We start from the raw sequence: 16,656 nt of genomic DNA, 5'->3' as shown, positions 1-16,656 counted from the left end.
CACACTAAATGCGCTCCTTTTGTTTGATTAACAATCAGATTAAGTTAATTACTCTTCATCATGTAACTCTGCCCATGCTTGCGCACATTTTACTGCGCGTTTCCAACCACGATAACGTTGGTTACGCTTCTCTTCATCATGATGAGGTTCAAAAGAGCGATCAATGATGGCTTTATCTGCCAACTCATCAAGACTACCCCAGAAACCAACCGCTAAGCCAGCAAGATAAGCAGCCCCTAACGCCGTTACTTCTGTAACTTGTGGACGGTGAACTGCAACATCTAATACATCTGATTGGAACTGCATTAAGAAGTTATTGGCAACCGCACCACCATCGACACGAAGTGCTGATAATTTGATCCCTGAATCCGCTTGCATCGCATCAATTACATCACGAGTTTGATAAGCAATACTCTCTAATGTTGCACGAATAATATGGTTTGAACCACAACCGCGTGTTAGGCCAACAATCGTACCACGCGCATACGCATCCCAATATGGTGCTCCAAGCCCGGTAAAGGCAGGAACAACATAAACACCATTTGATGAATCCACTTTAGTGGCAAAGTATTCTGAATCTTTTGCGTCTGCCAGCAGTTTCATTTCATCACGCAACCATTGAATTGATGCTCCGCCCATAAATACCGCACCTTCAAGTGCGTAAGAGGCTTCACCGCGTGGGCCACATGCTAGTGTTGTTAATAGACCATTGCGAGACGTTACTTTCTCTTTGCCTGTATTCATTAGCAAGAAGCAACCTGTGCCGTAGGTATTTTTCGCTTGGCCTTGCTCCACACACATTTGACCATAAAGTGCGGCTTGTTGGTCTCCTGCAATACCAGCAATCGGAATACGTGTACCGCCTTTACCACCAATGTTTGTTTCACCATATACTTCTGATGATGATTTCACTTCTGGCATCATTGACAGTGGAATATCTAACTCTTTCAGCAGTTTTTCATCCCACTGAAGCGTATTGATATTAAACACCATGGTACGTGATGCATTGGTGTAATCTGTAACATGAACACGCCCCTGTGTCATCTTCCACACAAGCCAAGTATCAACGGTACCAAACAATAATTTACCTGCTTCAGCGTCTTTACGAGCGCCTTCTACATTATCAAGAATCCACTTAATTTTTGTACCTGAGAAATATGGGTCAACAACTAAACCTGTATTTTCACGAATATACTCTTCTAAACCTGCTTCTTTTAACTTTTCACAGGTGTCAGCAGTACGACGACATTGCCAAACAATGGCGTTATAAACTGGCTTACCTGTTTCTTTGTTCCAAACAATCGTCGTTTCACGTTGGTTAGTAATACCAATACCCGCAATTTGATCACTTCGAATGCCTGTTTTTGCTAAGGTTTCAACTAGAGTCGAACTTTGCGTTGCGTAGATCTCTAGTGGGTCATGCTCTACCCAGCCTGCTTGAGGATAAATCTGAGTAAATTCACGCTGAGAAACACTGACAATATTCGCATTGTGGTCAAGAATGACGGCACGAGAGCTGGTAGTTCCTTGGTCAAGTGCAACAATGTATTTTTGCTCAGTCATGATGGAATCCTTTTATGTATTAGTTGTAATGTATTAGCTCGTAGGGCTATATTTGTTAGTTAACTATTTTATTAAACTTCAGCAGTTTTGGTGTCTTCTTCCACATCACACTGGTTTGGAATCGTACAACCATGACCTGCTTTTGGTAGATAAGCACCAATCATTTTTGGGTAAGCCCAACCACCGAAACATGCGCCAGCAATTGGTGCTAAAATTGGAACGATAAAGTAAGGAATTTCTTTTGCACCCGTTAATGCATAATCCCAGCCTGCTAAATAAGCAAACAGTTTAGGACCAAAATCACGAGCGGGGTTCATTGCAAAGCCAGTCAGAGGGCCAAGAGAGCCACCAATAACAGCAATTAATAAACCAATAAGAAGTGGGTTCATTGCACCGCGAGCTGCTCCATTGTGCTCATCACCTAGGGCTAGGATCCCAAACATAAGAACCGCAGTAATAACAAATTCAACCGCAAATGCGCCTAGCATCGATAAAGAGGGATGTGGGTAAGTTGAAAAGATACCGGCTGTAGATAATGCTTCTTTACTGCTACGTAAGAAACCATTTGCAATTTCATAATCAGAAAATAAGTTACTGTATAACGCATAGACCAATGCCGCCGAGCAGAAAGCCCCTAATACTTGAGCAATGATATAAGGAATTATTTTTGCTTTATCAAACCCATGAAACGCCGCAAGAGCAATCGTCACAGCAGGGTTTAGATGAGCACCAGAAACACCCGCAGTACAATAGATAGCAATCGCAACACCTATGCCCCATATAATACTAACTTCCCACTGGCCAAACTCTGCACCAGTTAATACTAAAGCCGCAACACAGCCGACACCAAAAAAGATCAATAAACCGGCACCGATAAATTCTGCGATGCATTGTCCAAGTAATGTATGTTGTTTATTATTCGCCATTATTCATTCCTTTGTTTCGTTATGAACTCATTTCATCAAACATATATACAGATCTATATACTCGAGATAAACGGCCCAATTATTATTAAAGTAGGTATACAGCATTCACGTTAAGCAGCGAGAAATGTACTCCTTTTATTAATAATTTAAACACCAGAAAACACAAAAAGAGCGTTCGAGCACAAAAAATGCGTGTTAGAATATCAAAAAGAAGATCTAGAGCATAAAACAAGCAAACGAACAGGTTCGACCAGAAGAGTGATTTAAGAAAAGAAGAAAAAGAAATGACGAAAAATAAGGGCCTCTAAGGTATTAATTTCATTGAACCCAGCAATATATACAACAATAATAATAAAATTAACGAAGGAGTCTTTCTAAAATTTATTGCTTACGATAAAAACAAAAAATGCTCGAACTAAACCATATAGATTCAAAACGAGCATTTCATAGTGATTTATATGGTCTTTACTTTCCGTAGCGAACTAGCCACTCTTTCTCTAACGCTATCTGCCAACTTGGATGTGGTTCTGCTAAAGATTTGAATAGTTTCGTATTCTTCGCAGAGCCCGTTAAATACTGTGACGACAGCACAGATGGGTCACCCCAGACACTTAAATCCCCTTTGCGAGACTGTGCTTCAGGACTCAGTAAAAAGTTAATTGCGACTTGAGCGCCCTCTTTTGCTGATGCATTCCAAGGAATAGCTAAGAAATGAATATTTGATAACGCACCGGCTTCCATGGCATAAGCTTCTGTGGTGCCGACTAGCTTGCCACTTGCTTGTGCAGAAAAGACTTCATTTGGGTTAAACGTAACCGCAAGATCAATTTGACCGTCATCTAATAGCTGCAGTGATTGTGCTGTACCAGATGGAAACTGCTTTCCTTTACGCCATGCAGTTTGATGTAGTTCATCTAAATAAATCCATAATGGCTTAGTTATTTCAGCAAAATTTGCTTGCTCTACCGGCTCCATTAACTGAGGATTGTTATTGGTCAGCTCAATTAACAACGCTTTTAAGAAACTAGTTCCATGAAACTCTGGCGGCTTAGGGTAGGTAATTCGATTTGGAAAGGCCTTGCTGTAACTTAGTAGCTCAGCAAAAGATTGTGGCGGATTACTTAGCGTTTGCTTATCATGAATAAATACAAGCTGACCCACACCCCACGGCGCTTCTAGACCTAATGTAGGTTCAGAGAAATCACTATCGACTGGCAAGGTTTTATTTACAAACTCCCAGCTTGGTAGCTGATTGACAAATGGACCAAACAGCAGTTGATTGTTCTTCATGGACTTAAAGTTTTCACCATTAATCCATACCATATCAACACTGCCACCGTCGTTTTTCCCTGCAGTTTTTTCAGCTAATAAACGTGACGTACTTTCTGCAATATCCCCCACTTTTACATGTTTTAGCGTGACACCATAAGTACGCTGTAGCTCTTTATCTGCCCAACGCAAGTAATTGTTTATTTCTTGGCTTCCCCCCCAAGCGTGGAAATACACAGTTTGCCCTTTGGCTTTTTGTTCTATCTCTTTCCATGTATCTGCAGCATGAACGCTAAAAGAAAGTATTAGGCTATTGAGCAATAACAACCACTTTTTCATCTGTTTTTCCTTTATCCATTAAAGAGTATTTTTATTATGTTCGTCCCGATTATAGTGTATAAATTATGATTATTCAGAGCTTTGTGGTTATATTTAATAATCAAAAATATCAATATAAAGATGAGCATAAATGCATAATAAAGATCTTAATTTACTTAGGTTACTTATCATTCTCAATGAAGAAAGACAAACCGTGTTAGCGGCAAAAAGAATGAATTTGAGTCAACCAACCATCAGTATTATGCTCAAAAAACTGCGTGACCAATTTGATGATCCTTTATTTATCCGCGACAAAAACAACTTAGTTCCTACTATCAAATGCTTAGATATTTTGTCTACATTGCCTGACCTGCTAACTCAGCTTGATAAGCTATACAGTGATAATACTGAGTGGGATATCTCTCAACTTAATGGGGAATTGCATTTATTGATATCTCCTCCATTAATATCAACACTTGGTGCTCAGTTAATAAAAAAACTGACGTTATTAGCGCCAGATCTCACCGTTCAGTGTTCTCATTGGGACATCAATACACCACAAAAATTAGAGATGAATCCTCACCAAAACTTTGGTATTACCTATTTACCAATGGAAACCAATAAAACACTGATGGAGCAAGAAGTCGGAGCCGATGAATTTGCGTTTGTGGTAGATGATAAACACTCACTCAATGAAATTACGATTGAAAACATCCTTCCCCATCCTATCGCTATTTGTTTGATCCCAGGAGTCACTGGCCCATCTAAAGCCGAACAACTGATCCGCAATTTTAAGTTAAAGAAAAATATTAACTTAAGAACCAGTGATATTGCGTTAATGACAACCTTGATTGCTGAGAGTAAATACATTGGTATTATGCCGCGCTCTTTAGAAGAATCTATTGGTGATCAATTTCGTTTTTTATCTATTCCTGACTCACTTGTTCCTAAAGGATATCAACGTAAAATTGCCTTTTTTAGCCATCAAACTAACCGAAAACAGCCCCTAACTGAATGGCTTTTAACTGAAACAAAACGCTTTTTCTCTCAATATTAATTATTCATTTTTTTCAATCTAAAGATACTCTCTATTAAAAATACTAATAGGGAGTATAGGCACAATTTTTAATCGAAAAGCATAAGATAACTCAATCAATTTGAGAGGAGTTACTTATGTTTAAAAAACAAATCACTGCGGCTATTGTAGCTAGCGTCTTAATCAGTTCTTTAAGGTATAAACGCTCAGGAACTCAACACTTCTTCGCTAACTCCCTCGGCACAAATTCAACAAAACCAAGCCTCAACTTGGCTAGACCAAGAAACGTATTTATTAGCAACGAATGCTTATCTATGGGGGTCGACATTAGTTCGTATGGAACAAGTAACACGCCAATATACGGATATGCCAACGGCTAACCGCGATACTTTATATTCAAGTGCGATTGTTGATGTATCTAAAGAACCAATGATTTTATCTACCCCAGAAGTCGATAATCGTTATTTTGTCATTGATATCCACCGTTTTAATGTTAACGACCAAACTCCTATCAAGAAAAATAAAGATGGATCGTTTGATTTAATACTTTCTCACGATAAGCCTAGTAATAGCACACAACTTGCCAATTGGTTGCCAACGTCAGAAGGGAATTTCTATGCCATTACTCGTTTATATATTCCATCTCAAGAGATCTTAGATATGAAATGGACGGTACCAGCGATTAACCCAATCAAATAAAACATCAAATTAAGATCGAAAACTCTATTTTTATTCATAGGTATTTTGAAATGAAAACAAAAACCATCGCAAAAACTGCCTTAGCATTAGCTATCACCTCGTTTAGTGCACACGCAGCTCAAACTCAACCGAATATCCTTACCATCATGATTGATGATGTTAGCCCAATGGATATCTCTGCTTATCATCGCGGCCTAGGAGCAATTGAAACTCCTAACATCGATCGTATTGCCAAACGTGGCATGATGGTAAGTGATTACTACGCCCAAGGAAGCTCTACAGCCGGACGAAGTGCTTTTATTACAGGCCAATACCCATTTAGAACAGGCCTAACAACGGTTGGCCAACCGGGTTCTAATATTGGCTTACAAAAAGAAGATCCAACGCTTGCAGATATGTTAAAAGCAAAAGGCTACGACACCATTCATGTGGGGAAAAGTCACTTAGGAGACCGTAACAAGTTCTTACCAACAGTGCATGGCTTTGATGAGTTTTATGGCTTTTTATATCATCTAAATGTAATGGAAATGCCAGAGCAACCGAACTTCCCTAAAGATCCTGATTTTGTTGGACGCCCTCGAAATATGCTTCATAGTTTCGCAACAGAGAACAACGATAAAACAGTGCAACCTCGCTGGGGTAAAATCGGCAAACAGCGTATCGAAGATAAAGGGCCGCTTGGGTCTGAAAGAATGAAAACCATTGATGATGAGTTCGTTCAATTCTCTACCGATTGGTTAGATAAACACGAAGCTAACACCCCTGATAAACCTTTCTTTATGTGGTTTAACCCATCACGCATGCACCAACAAATACACGTAAAAGACGAATATTTAGGCGCAAGTGGTCATACTGAATATTTCGATGCTCTGAAAGAGCTAGATGATCAAATTGGCGTCGTCTTAGACAAATTAGATGCCCTTGGTGAAACCGATAACACCATCATCATGTTTACCGCAGATAACGGCATTAACCTTGATCACTGGCCTATGGCAGGTACTGCCTCATTCCGTGGTCAAAAAGGCACAACTTGGGATGGCGCATTCCGAGTTCCAATGCTGATCAGCTGGCCGGGACATATTCCAGAAGGCGAGTACACGAGCGGCTTTATGACCTCAGAAGATTGGGTTCCAACCTTAATGGCAGCTGCTACGGGTGATACTTCCGTTAAACAAGACCTCCTTAAAGGCAAAAAAATTGGAGATACCAAATATAAAGTTCATCTAGATGGTTATAACCAAATGGACATGCTAACCAAAAAAGGACCAAGTAAACGTAATGAGTTCTTCTACTATAACGAGCAGGACTTAAATGCAGTACGTGTAGGTGATTGGAAAGTGCACTTGAAAACCAAAACAGAATGGACAGAACCAGCAAAAGCATGGCCTTTGGGCATAATCTTAGATATCAAAGCCGATCCATGGGAGCGTAGTGTGGATACTAATGGTTGGTTCTTATGGATGAAAGAACGTTCTTGGATTGTACCTACATTACAAAAATCGATTGTTGAATATAAGCAATCTTTAAAAGCCTTCCCACCACGCCAAAAATCAGGTGGGATAGGAATGTCAGATACGTCAGTAAAATAGTAACGGATTGATATAAATAATATTAAAAACAAAGAGGAGCCTTCTCGCTCCTCATTTTTATTACCCCTGCGGTATCACAACCGTAAATGTAATCTCTCTACTCTCTTGATAATCAACCGATAAATCATAACCATTTAATTGAGCGATATTCTTTACAATAGCTAAGCCCAACCCATGCCTATCTGTGTGTGTTCTTGATTTATCTACCTGATATAACGGTTTAAATATGTTATTGAGATCATCATGAGTTAATGGATTAGAAGATGTATTTTTTATCTTAATCACAACACTTCCATCCCCCTCTTTTTCAATGCTCGCAGACACAATGGACTCTTCTACACTATAAAAAAGAGCATTATCCAATAAATTTTTAACTACGGTTTCTAAGCTAAAACGGTCAACATAAATCATCGGTGAAGCTAATGATGAAGAGAAAGCGACCCTCTCTCCCATCGTTGGATGCTTAAACTGTAATTCTGTACAAACCTCCTCAGTCAAGAGTCGAACATCCACCTCTTTCTTCTCAATCCCATAATTTCCTGATGCACTTTGGCTTAATGCCATTAATTGATTGACGATGGTTTTCATATTATTCGAAATCGATAGCACATCTTCTTTGTATGTCGCTGAAATGCGAATATCATCAGGAAAACGAATGTTCATTTCACTTAAACTAATGAGCTCTGCTATTGGTGTTTTTAACTCATGAGCAATATCAGAAGAAAGACGTTTTTCATTAGCTACATTTTGAATATTCAACTCAATATATCGATTGAGCTCTTTTCTAATTGGTGAAATCTCTTTGCTTTCTTTTGGGTTAGATTGAATACCTTGTGCATTTTCATCAAGCTCTGAAATTTCTTTATTGAGTAAATACAATGAATCTAATTCTCTATCCACCACTTTTATCACCACCATTCGAATACCAAAGATAACGGTAATAAAAACAAAGATAAGAGACAGATCTGCCATCAATAGAATATTACTCACTCGTTGATTCGATATCGCCAAGGTTAGGTACATGGTTTCAATATAAGTAACGTCTGTAGGATCAACATCAGATGACAACTGTGGCTGAAAACGAGAAGAAATAGCTTTACCCATGCTGCCATCAGGAAGTTTTATATCAAAGATACGACTCTCGTGAGTAGGGACATCTTGATAATCAAGGTCAACATCATCAAAGTAGCTAAGAGATTGCGACTTTGCAAAAGTGCTCTCACCTAACCAAATCTGAAAATATTGAGCCTCTTCTTTACGTTCAAATTGCGGCATAAAGCCTTTGTGGTATTCAAACTCAATACCATCACTTTCCACTTCAACCAAAGACTTAAAGTAGTTTGATTTTTCCACTAATGCATCGTCAAACTGCTGATCAACCCAAGCATCGAGAATAAAATCCAAAGATAAAAAGACCACCAATAAAATGATGCCGATGATCACGGTTAACGCATTAACCAACCGATCTTTTATTGAGTACATGAGCGTTTTTCCACATAGTAACCAAAGCCTCGTTTATTTTTTATTGGCAGTTCGCCACCAACGGCTTTCGCTTTTTTTCGGATGGAGGATAAGTGTGATTCTATGGTGTTTTTCGAAACTGAATCAAATGAACCAATAACATAATCACTGATATTTTCTGTCGTCATTACCTGATTGCGAGAACGAAACATACACTCGACAATCTTGTACTCATTTTTTGTTAGTTCAATCAATTGACCTGAGAATTCGAGTTCTTTCTTTGCTAAATCAAGCGTAAATCCTTCAACTTCCACGTGGTCGTCATTATGCTTTACTCCACCTCGACGAGCTACGGTTAAGATACGAGCATGCAGTTCATCAAACGAAAATGGTTTCACCAGATAATCATCAGCGCCAGACATTAAGCCTTCAACACGATCTTCTGGCTGCGATTTTGCCGATAAGATAATCACTTTTACCTCATTACCCATTTTACGAATGCTTTTTAATAGCGTGATACCATCAACATTAGGAAGCATTAAATCCAGAATAATAAAGTCATACTCATTGGTAATTGCCATCGAGAGCCCTTTTGAACCGTCTCCAGTTTCATCAATAGTAAAACCAAGGTTACTCAGACCCACCACTAAGCTACGACGTAAATGTTCAGAGTCTTCTATTAGCAATATTTTCATTTTTCAGTACCACTTTATTATTTTATATAACGATAGTAGCAAAAATGGGCTAACCATTCTCATGATTAACCCATTTCTTAATGCGATGAACTAAAAAGTAACTAGTTCGCCATAATGTCTAAACTATTGTCTTTCGCGCTAGTCTTCGCGCCATATAAGCCAAGTAACGTATGAAACAAATTATCATGGGAAAAACCACCCGCTGCTGCTTTACTGATAACACTGGCTTTATTTATGCCTTTTTGGTTCGCATAATCATCGCTCATCCAAATATAGAAAGGTACATGAGTTTGTTCTTTTGGCGCTATCATGTAAGGTGCACCATGAAGGTATAACCCATTTTCACCTAACGATTCACCGTGATCTGAAATGTATAGCATCACTACGTTATATTTATCAGAATACGTTTTTAGCTTTGCAATCGTCTGCGCAATTACGTAATCGGTATAAACTAAGGTATTGTCATACACATTAGTGATCTCTTCATCACTGCAATTTTCAATATCACTACGATTACATGCAGGGGTAAATACTGCCATATTCTCAGGATAACGCTTCCAATACGTTGGGCCATGGCTACCAATCATATGCAGTGCGTACAGCTGGTCACCCGTCGTATTTTGAATTCGCTCATCTAAACCTTGCAATAATACTTCATCATAACAACTTGAACCGTCACATAAATCAGAAGAAGAATCACCCGAAATCATCTCTTTTTCAATGTTCTTAGCAACCGCTTTATCACCACCATCATTATCAATCCATACTGATTTCACACCCGCATGAGTCAACACGTCTAATACGTCATCTTGGTTATTGGCACGGTCTCTATTGTAATTAGTACGCACCATATTAGAGAACATACATGGTAAAGAATGGGCTGTTGCTGTTCCGCACGACGACGTATTTTGAAAGGCAATCAAACCTAAATCTTTGGTGTATGGATTCGTTTCTCTGTCATACCCATTATAAGCACTATTTTGCGCACGAGCCGTTTCACCTACTAACACAACCATTAAGGTTGGCTTACCGTTTTTCGCTGGAATTACCTCTGCATCTTCACCGATTGTGATGTAGTCCAAAGGTGCGGTGAGATATTCATTATTAATGTACTTAACCGTATTAAAAGCGTCAGCAGGGTTAATCATTTTATTTAAGTACGAGTTATTGCGGCCAATCGAAGCATAGTCTTTAAAATAGAAAACAGAAATCAACAACAGCCCTACAATCGCAACACTCATTAATGCAGCACGATGAAATAGCTCTTTGCCCCATGAAGCATTGCGGATCACTTTTACTTTTAATAGAAACAATGATGGAAGCAGACCAAAGACAATAAAGTAACCGATAGAAGCTGAGCTTAAATAAGAGGAAGCTTCACCAACGTTGGTTTCAAAGATATTCTCGATCATCGCATAATCAAACATGGTGTTGTATTGCAACGCGGCATAAAACGCCATCGAAGAGGTGAGAGTCAAAATAATCACAACACCTTTGAACAAGTACGGCACAGCAATCATTGAGAAAATAATAATAAAAGCACAGGTAAGAATCGCTGGTGTTAGAAACAGAAAAAGACCATTACCTTGGGAGAGTTGGTAAATTTTTTCATTAATCGGATAGTTAAATACCACGGCAAAATACAATGACACCAAAATAATCAGTGACACCATGTTCATGGTTATTTTTTGGTTTTTAAGTTTTGAAATCAGATTGGACAACACAAGCATACCTTCAGGCTCTTAGAGAATGAGACGAGTGTTACATATCAAACTTAAGATCCACTGAAGATAAACTTATGGTTCGCTGTTTTTCATTAGCCAAACAAATAAATTCTTTATTTAAAATGAAAACTTATTGCCTAACAACTTGAGGAAGCTCATAAGTATTATCTAGCACAGCCTGAGTTGGCTCATATAAGCGCATGTGTAGATAAAAATCATCTTTTGGCGCAGGTAACCAGTTACAACTTGAATCAACAGGTTTACTGTTTTGAATACAGACGGTTAATGTGCCATCTTTATTATAAATAAGCTCTTCTTTACGATTGGTTGAGATAGAGTAGCGATCGATGCTGTTCGGCACCATAAATAGGTTTTTCGCATCATACATAGTTAAAGACCAAAAGGCTTTTGCCAGTGCATCGGCTGGCATCACCATACGATATTTATACTGACCAGACATCTGTTGATCTTTTGAGTCCGTATAACGGTTTGGATATAACGCTCGCTCTTTAGTATTTAAGCCTGCCGCTCGAAAGTTAATGCTCGCACGGCTTAAGAAATCATTCCCATATTTCCCACCTTCATACATCATTGCCCAACCGTTATTTTTTGTTCCTAAATCACGACTGGCGTATTGAATGATTTGTGGTGCCGCATTTAACGCTCGTAATAACCCTTTCTTCTGATCTTCAGTTAAATTATCAGCATTAAATGGTTTATCTCCCCCAATACCAATGTATTTAAATTGGTCGACAATTGGCGCGTCTGCTGCAATAGGGTTATTACGCAATTCTTCATCAATTAAACTAAACCATGCCAAACCTTTAGGGCTAGGCATTGGTGATATGCCTGTTTTTGCATGAGTTAACTTAACCGGTTTATGCTCTTGTCCCAGTTCAGATAAAGGATAATTAATAAATCCATCGTGAACATTAAGTGCTGCCGACAAGTCTTTATTTCCTGAAACACCAGTTCGCTGAATGTACCAAACTAAAGGCGTTCTCGATTCAATAATGCCATCAATACCATCAGGAATTCCCCCTCCGATTCCTTTCCATCCTTTATTTACCAGTAAGAATTTTCCGCCATCTTGCCCGACATTATCTTTTATTAAATTACCCACAGCTTCAGAATAATCATCTAATAATTGCACAATAAAATAGCGATCATTGGTTGGAGGGATCTCTATAACCAAAGGTCCTGTGTCATTCAAGTTAATATGAGATTGAGAGTACAAGGTATCATTATTAACGGTTGGAACCACTCTGTCTTCAGGCCCTGCGAGAGCCAGAGTCTTCCCCATCATGTTTAATGGCGCTGCGCCATTGTCCATTGGAGTATCTACTTTCGTCGACGCGGCTCTAACTTGTGCTACGGTTAATGGGCCAGCACCATAAATAAAGGCTTGCAGCCCTAAGGTATAAGCTAATTCTTCTTGAGGATTAACTGGCGCTAATTGTGCTGCGAATACAGCTGTACTGCTTAATAAACTGCTCGTAATTACCGTTGCTATGAGTACCTTTTTTATAGTAGAACCTCTATTTATAAATATAACTCCAGACTAGCGACTCTAAATAAAGAAGAACAATTGAAAGAATGAATAGCCTTTATTAAAAAATACAATTCGACTACATCTATATAATTCATTAAATTAATAGATATAAGTTATGGCTCATCAGAAAGGTAATCTAATCATGTCTGCATCGACTATTGAAGCAACCACTCCCTACAGTTTGTTTATTAAAGCTGAAAGTGCAAAGTGTAATCTAGATTGCCACTACTGCTATTACTTAAAGAATGAAGATAAAAAAAAGCCGAGAATGGATGAAGATACCTTAAATAAAACGATCTCTAATCACATACAATCTCAGCCACCACAAACTCCTGTTATCGATTTTATTTGGCATGGTGGAGAGCCAATGATGCGAGGGTTAGATTTTTATCAATCAGCCATTAACTTACAGCAACAACAAGTGTCAAAAACACCGATTCAAAATACAATTCAAACTAATGGCACTTTAATTAATGACCGCTGGGCTTCTTTCTTTGCTAAGCACCATTTTATGGTCGGGATCAGTATTGATGGGCCACAGCTAATAAATGACATTGCACGTATAGACAAATCAGGGAACTCTTCTTTTGAGCGAACTATGCGTGGTATGCAACACTTAAAAGATCACCATATAGAATTCAATACTCTAACGGTTATCAATAATAAAAATTACAAGCATGGCAAAGCTATTTATCAATTTTTAAAAGACAATGGCAGCACATACTTGCAATTTCAACCTTGTATTGACCATGAAATGGATCGTCGTTTTGATTACGATTGGACACTATCAGGTAAGCAATGGGGCCAATTCCTATGTGATGTATTTGATAAATGGGCAGCCAATGATATTAGTAAAACCTATGTGCAATTTTTTGAAAACTGCTTAATGATTTTAATGGGTCACCAAAGCCAAATGTGCCATCATGCGGATACTTGTGGGCAACAATTAATGATGGAGTCCAACGGTGACGTCTTTAGTTGCGATCATTACGGTTATGATGATTTTAAAATCGGTAACATTCACCATGACAACGCATCTTTAGCACAAATGGTAAGATCTGATGAGCAAATTAAATTTGGACAAGATAAGTACGAATCCCTAAGTCAAAAATGCCAGCGTTGTGATTTTAAACCACTGTGTAATGGCGGATGTCCAAAAAATCGTGTCAGTAAAACCAATAACGGTGAAGATCACAATGTATTATGTGAAGGCTATGAAATGTTCTTTAAACACGCCCTGCCTGTAATGTTAAAAATGGTTGATGCGATGAAACAAGGCTATTCACCAGTCCATTACCCTATGTTTTAAAACACTATTAATGAATAATTTACGCAAACCTCTATTTTATCACCCATACTAAATGACTAAGACAAGTTAACCGTCTGAGTCATTGGGTAATAAATGGAGGCTAGATTAGATGCATATAAAAGGGCTTTGGATTGCGTTCTTAATACTTCCCACTCTACTCTGGGTTTCACTCTCTTATGTAACAACTATTTGGTGGCTAGAAAACATCATTGGAATACCAAGTATTATCGCTTTTGGTTATGCTTTTCTTTTTATTGTTTTATTATTATGCCGCTATTACTTTTATTCCCTCTTAGCTTTGAGCTTATTCTTTGCTTGGCTCTATCAATCTCCACAAACAAGTTATTCAAACCAAAAGTGCCACAACCCTCTGGTAGTTGTTCAATATAATTTGTATTACACCAATCCTGACCTCACTCCTTTTCTTAACTATTTAAAAGTTAATGATATCGATCTTGTGGTACTTCAAGAAACAGCCCCGTGGCATGGTGATCAATTTATGGCATTAATAGATCAATACCCATACCAGTTTGGAGGAACGCCGGGGTTAGGCTATCCAAGCGGACAAATGGTTATCAGTAAACAACCATTGAATTTAAGAGCACAAAATACTCCAGCAGGTCATTATATGATCAGCGGTATATGGCAAAGCAGTGAACATCGCCCAGTGAGTTTATATACCGCTCATCCACCGTCACCAAGAACCAAGCAGCTTTGGCATGAAAGAAATGCACTCATCGGAAGTTTAGAACGCCTAGCAGATTACTCCCCTTATGCTGATACCTTAATTATTGGTGATTTCAATTTATCGGCAAATACACAACGCTTTAAACACGCTTACAAAGAATACCAAACAGCCCCTGTTCAGAGTTGGCCAAGAGAAATCAAAGGCATTCCTATCCCCACTTTTTCACGGATCGCCATTGACCATTTTTGGATAAGAAATTCTGAGGAACCATCGTTATCTATCTGTAAACGTGAAGCATTACCTCAATTTTCAGGCTCTGATCATAGCGCGGTGGTGACCTACCTTTCGACTAAATCAAAACCAAACTAATTACTTGGTATTTCCTTCTCCGCCCACTTATATAAACCAATCATGAGTAAAGAAAGAACAAAACATGCAATAAATAGAGGCGTTGCACCACCAAGTTGAATCAAGATCCCACCAACGAGAGGAGCAAGCGCAAAACCTAGCCCGTAAATCGCGGCGGCACCAAAATAACTACCTCGTAGATGTTTAGGCGCTAATTGGTCTATTTGCACATTCAACGTAGGAAAAGCAATCACCTCTCCCACACTTAAAATAAAGCATGCCATTAGCCACCCAACCGGAAAATCAATGGGCACCATTAAGAAAGCAATTTGTGCCAAGGCCATCATCACCATACCAATCCGAGTACGTGTAAATAATGGTACATTCTCAAGCAGCTTTAACATCGGAAACTGCAATACCACAATCGTTAATGTATTTACTAACACCAAACCACTAATAAACTTGGCAGCATCGACAATATCGGTACGTACAATAACTTGAGGGATAGATGATTCGTATTGACCATAGACAAACATCATAATTAAATTTGCGGCAATCAATTTAATAAATAGCTTGTCTTTACTTATGATCCGAACTGTTGAGAAAAAAGACGTTACATCACTTGTACTTTTAGACAGTAATGTCTCACTCTTACTTTTAGCAAAAGAGATAAACAAAAAGAGGCCAAAAGCCAAATAGGTAATCCCTGTGACTAAGAACAATATTTTAGGATGAGCCAAACCTAAAGTAATACCAATTAAAGGACCAATTGCTCCACCTACATTAATCAAGAAATAACGTACATTAAGCGCGAGCTCTCTGTCTTTGTCATCGTCTAGGTTATCTCCAATTACCGCCTTTGCAGGAGCTTCTATCATTGGTCGCATTAAGCCGCACATACCGACTAAAACAAATAACTGAAAAATAGAGCTCGCAAGACCAATTCCTGAATACGAAAACGCAGCAATAATACAGCCAACAACCATTACCCACTTACGGCCAAATTTATCAGATAGCCAACCTGAATATAGTCCCGTAAATGAACCCACCACTGCCGAGCCTGCTAAAATAGCCCCTACCGTTACTGCACTGGCATTAAAATCTTGATATAAAATGACAATAAGAAATGGCCATGCCATAAAATACGTAGTTCGCGCTAGAAGAGTTCCAACCAATACCGTCCAGATAATATGGTTAAAACGAGAAAGGCGTCCCCATTGTAATACGCTTCCACTTTCTTCCGTTTCTTCTACGCCACTATTTCCATCTGCTGTTTTTGTCTCTTCCATACTCCCTCCTTGGGATCTGCTACCTAGCCATTTTACTATTTTTCTTTGTTTAAAAAGTATACCGATTAACAATGAATTTATAAGAGTGTAAATCTCTTAAGTTTGCTTTTCTTTTTAATGAAACCAGTCTATTGCACTGCGTTACTACTCATTTTTAAAACCCTTATTATTGTTAAGGTTTATTTAACCT

General features: G+C 38.6%; 13 protein-coding genes. 5 read left to right on the top strand and 8 right to left on the bottom strand.

What is annotated here, in order from left to right:
- Window positions 1–48: 48 nt before the first annotated feature.
- The 3 genes from glpK to PVK63_RS10335 all read right to left on the bottom strand — a co-directional run bounded on the left by glpK (window position 49) and on the right by PVK63_RS10335 (window position 4,097).
- Complete coding sequence (gene glpK, locus PVK63_RS10345; protein WP_274440430.1) at window positions 49–1,563, bottom strand: glycerol kinase GlpK; 1,515 nt, start codon at window positions 1,561–1,563, stop codon at window positions 49–51.
- Window positions 1,564–1,634: 71 nt separating this feature from the next.
- Window positions 1,635–2,489 carry an MIP/aquaporin family protein gene (locus tag PVK63_RS10340; protein ID WP_130045214.1) on the bottom strand — a complete coding sequence of 285 codons (855 nt, stop codon included), beginning with the start codon at window positions 2,487–2,489 and terminating at the stop codon, window positions 1,635–1,637.
- A 465-nt stretch (window positions 2,490–2,954) separates the two neighbouring features.
- Window positions 2,955–4,097, bottom strand: a complete 1,143-nt coding sequence (locus PVK63_RS10335; RefSeq protein ID WP_274440429.1) for an ABC transporter substrate-binding protein — start codon at window positions 4,095–4,097, stop codon at window positions 2,955–2,957.
- A 130-nt stretch (window positions 4,098–4,227) separates the two neighbouring features.
- On the opposite strand from PVK63_RS10335, the gene PVK63_RS10330 reads away from it, so the two are divergent.
- The 3 genes from PVK63_RS10330 to PVK63_RS10320 all read left to right on the top strand — a co-directional run bounded on the left by PVK63_RS10330 (window position 4,228) and on the right by PVK63_RS10320 (window position 7,400).
- A complete protein-coding gene (locus PVK63_RS10330) occupies window positions 4,228–5,133 on the top strand; it encodes a LysR family transcriptional regulator (RefSeq protein WP_274440428.1) in 906 nt (301 codons plus the stop codon).
- A gap of 315 nt (window positions 5,134–5,448) precedes the next feature.
- Complete coding sequence (locus PVK63_RS10325) at window positions 5,449–5,811, top strand: DUF1254 domain-containing protein (protein ID WP_274440427.1); 363 nt, start codon at window positions 5,449–5,451, stop codon at window positions 5,809–5,811.
- Window positions 5,812–5,861: 50 nt separating this feature from the next.
- Complete coding sequence (locus PVK63_RS10320; protein ID WP_274440426.1) at window positions 5,862–7,400, top strand: sulfatase-like hydrolase/transferase; 1,539 nt, start codon at window positions 5,862–5,864, stop codon at window positions 7,398–7,400.
- 60 nt (window positions 7,401–7,460) lie between these two features.
- On the opposite strand, the gene PVK63_RS10315 is transcribed toward PVK63_RS10320, so the two are convergent.
- The 4 genes from PVK63_RS10315 to PVK63_RS10300 all read right to left on the bottom strand — a co-directional run bounded on the left by PVK63_RS10315 (window position 7,461) and on the right by PVK63_RS10300 (window position 12,808).
- Window positions 7,461–8,882, bottom strand: coding sequence for a sensor histidine kinase (locus PVK63_RS10315; RefSeq protein WP_274440425.1), 1,422 nt, complete (start codon window positions 8,880–8,882; stop codon window positions 7,461–7,463).
- A complete protein-coding gene (locus PVK63_RS10310) occupies window positions 8,870–9,556 on the bottom strand; it encodes a response regulator transcription factor (protein WP_274440424.1) in 687 nt (228 codons plus the stop codon). Before PVK63_RS10310 ends, PVK63_RS10315 begins: the two co-directional genes overlap by 13 nt.
- Window positions 9,557–9,657: 101 nt before the next feature.
- Window positions 9,658–11,286 (bottom strand): phosphoethanolamine transferase, encoded by a 1,629-nt coding sequence (locus tag PVK63_RS10305; RefSeq protein WP_274440423.1) that lies wholly within the window; start codon window positions 11,284–11,286, stop codon window positions 9,658–9,660.
- 124 nt (window positions 11,287–11,410) lie between these two features.
- The gene (locus PVK63_RS10300; protein ID WP_338000102.1) at window positions 11,411–12,808 is read right to left on the bottom strand and encodes a DUF1254 domain-containing protein; all 1,398 of its coding nucleotides are present in this window, start codon (window positions 12,806–12,808) and stop codon (window positions 11,411–11,413) included.
- 139 nt (window positions 12,809–12,947) lie between these two features.
- Here PVK63_RS10300 and PVK63_RS10295 point away from each other — a divergent pair, with 139 nt between their 5' ends.
- Window positions 12,948–14,141, top strand: coding sequence for an anaerobic sulfatase maturase (locus tag PVK63_RS10295; RefSeq protein WP_274440421.1), 1,194 nt, complete (start codon window positions 12,948–12,950; stop codon window positions 14,139–14,141).
- Window positions 14,142–14,250: 109 nt separating this feature from the next.
- Window positions 14,251–15,198: an endonuclease/exonuclease/phosphatase family protein gene (locus PVK63_RS10290; protein WP_274440420.1), complete on the top strand. Its 948-nt coding sequence runs from the start codon at window positions 14,251–14,253 to the stop codon at window positions 15,196–15,198.
- Here the strand turns inward: PVK63_RS10290 and PVK63_RS10285 are convergent.
- Window positions 15,195–16,466 (bottom strand): MDR family MFS transporter, encoded by a 1,272-nt coding sequence (locus PVK63_RS10285; RefSeq protein WP_274440419.1) that lies wholly within the window; start codon window positions 16,464–16,466, stop codon window positions 15,195–15,197. The two genes, PVK63_RS10290 and PVK63_RS10285, sit on opposite strands and share 4 nt — an antisense overlap.
- Window positions 16,467–16,656: the final 190 nt, after the last annotated feature.

Origin of the sequence: Aliivibrio sp. S2TY2 (assembly GCF_028765525.1) — a bacterium.
Classification (GTDB): domain Bacteria; phylum Pseudomonadota; class Gammaproteobacteria; order Enterobacterales; family Vibrionaceae; genus Aliivibrio; species Aliivibrio finisterrensis_A.
This window is presented reverse-complemented; position numbering and strand designations above follow the sequence as displayed.

What these genes read in the sequence shown, in the direction of transcription:
- glpK (WP_274440430.1), bottom strand. Translation starts at nt 1,563, where the DNA reads ATGACTGAGCAAAAATACATTGTTGCACTTGACCAAGGAACTACCAGC.
- PVK63_RS10340 (WP_130045214.1), bottom strand. Translation starts at nt 2,489, where the DNA reads ATGGCGAATAATAAACAACATACATTACTTGGACAATGCATCGCAGAA.
- PVK63_RS10335 (WP_274440429.1), bottom strand. Translation starts at nt 4,097, where the DNA reads ATGAAAAAGTGGTTGTTATTGCTCAATAGCCTAATACTTTCTTTTAGC.
- PVK63_RS10330 (WP_274440428.1), top strand. Translation starts at nt 4,228, where the DNA reads ATGCATAATAAAGATCTTAATTTACTTAGGTTACTTATCATTCTCAAT.
- PVK63_RS10325 (WP_274440427.1), top strand. Translation starts at nt 5,449, where the DNA reads ATGGAACAAGTAACACGCCAATATACGGATATGCCAACGGCTAACCGC.
- PVK63_RS10320 (WP_274440426.1), top strand. Translation starts at nt 5,862, where the DNA reads ATGAAAACAAAAACCATCGCAAAAACTGCCTTAGCATTAGCTATCACC.
- PVK63_RS10315 (WP_274440425.1), bottom strand. Translation starts at nt 8,882, where the DNA reads ATGTACTCAATAAAAGATCGGTTGGTTAATGCGTTAACCGTGATCATC.
- PVK63_RS10310 (WP_274440424.1), bottom strand. Translation starts at nt 9,556, where the DNA reads ATGAAAATATTGCTAATAGAAGACTCTGAACATTTACGTCGTAGCTTA.
- PVK63_RS10305 (WP_274440423.1), bottom strand. Translation starts at nt 11,286, where the DNA reads ATGCTTGTGTTGTCCAATCTGATTTCAAAACTTAAAAACCAAAAAATA.
- PVK63_RS10295 (WP_274440421.1), top strand. Translation starts at nt 12,948, where the DNA reads ATGGCTCATCAGAAAGGTAATCTAATCATGTCTGCATCGACTATTGAA.
- PVK63_RS10290 (WP_274440420.1), top strand. Translation starts at nt 14,251, where the DNA reads ATGCATATAAAAGGGCTTTGGATTGCGTTCTTAATACTTCCCACTCTA.
- PVK63_RS10285 (WP_274440419.1), bottom strand. Translation starts at nt 16,466, where the DNA reads ATGGAAGAGACAAAAACAGCAGATGGAAATAGTGGCGTAGAAGAAACG.